The 247-nt window shown below is 59.1% G+C and carries 1 protein-coding gene; it reads right to left on the reverse strand.

Annotated elements, in window-relative coordinates; all coding sequences use genetic code 11:
• The coding region (locus FDX22_RS24430; RefSeq protein WP_186805462.1) for an AGE family epimerase/isomerase at positions 1 to 247 on the reverse strand (247 nt) is incomplete at both ends.

Consider the following 247-nt stretch of genomic DNA (forward strand, 5'->3'; position numbering starts at 1 on the left):
CGTGGAAAAGTCCTTTTGCATCTTCCAGCAGCCAGGCAGGCGGCGTTTCGAAGCGAGCTTCCAGCGCGGCATGTAGATGCAGCATCAGGCGGCCCCACTCGATCCAGTGACCCGGCGTGCCACCGTAGGCGCGGAAACGGTGAGCTGGGTTGTCCTTGTTGTAATCGCGGATTGGATTCCACTGTGAATCGAAGTGCTCGTTGACGCGGTACTCCCCGCTACGGGCCACATCGTGAATAATCACCGA

The organism is Citrobacter sp. TBCS-14 (assembly GCF_005280805.1).
Classification (GTDB): Bacteria; Pseudomonadota; Gammaproteobacteria; order Enterobacterales; family Enterobacteriaceae; genus Citrobacter; species Citrobacter gillenii.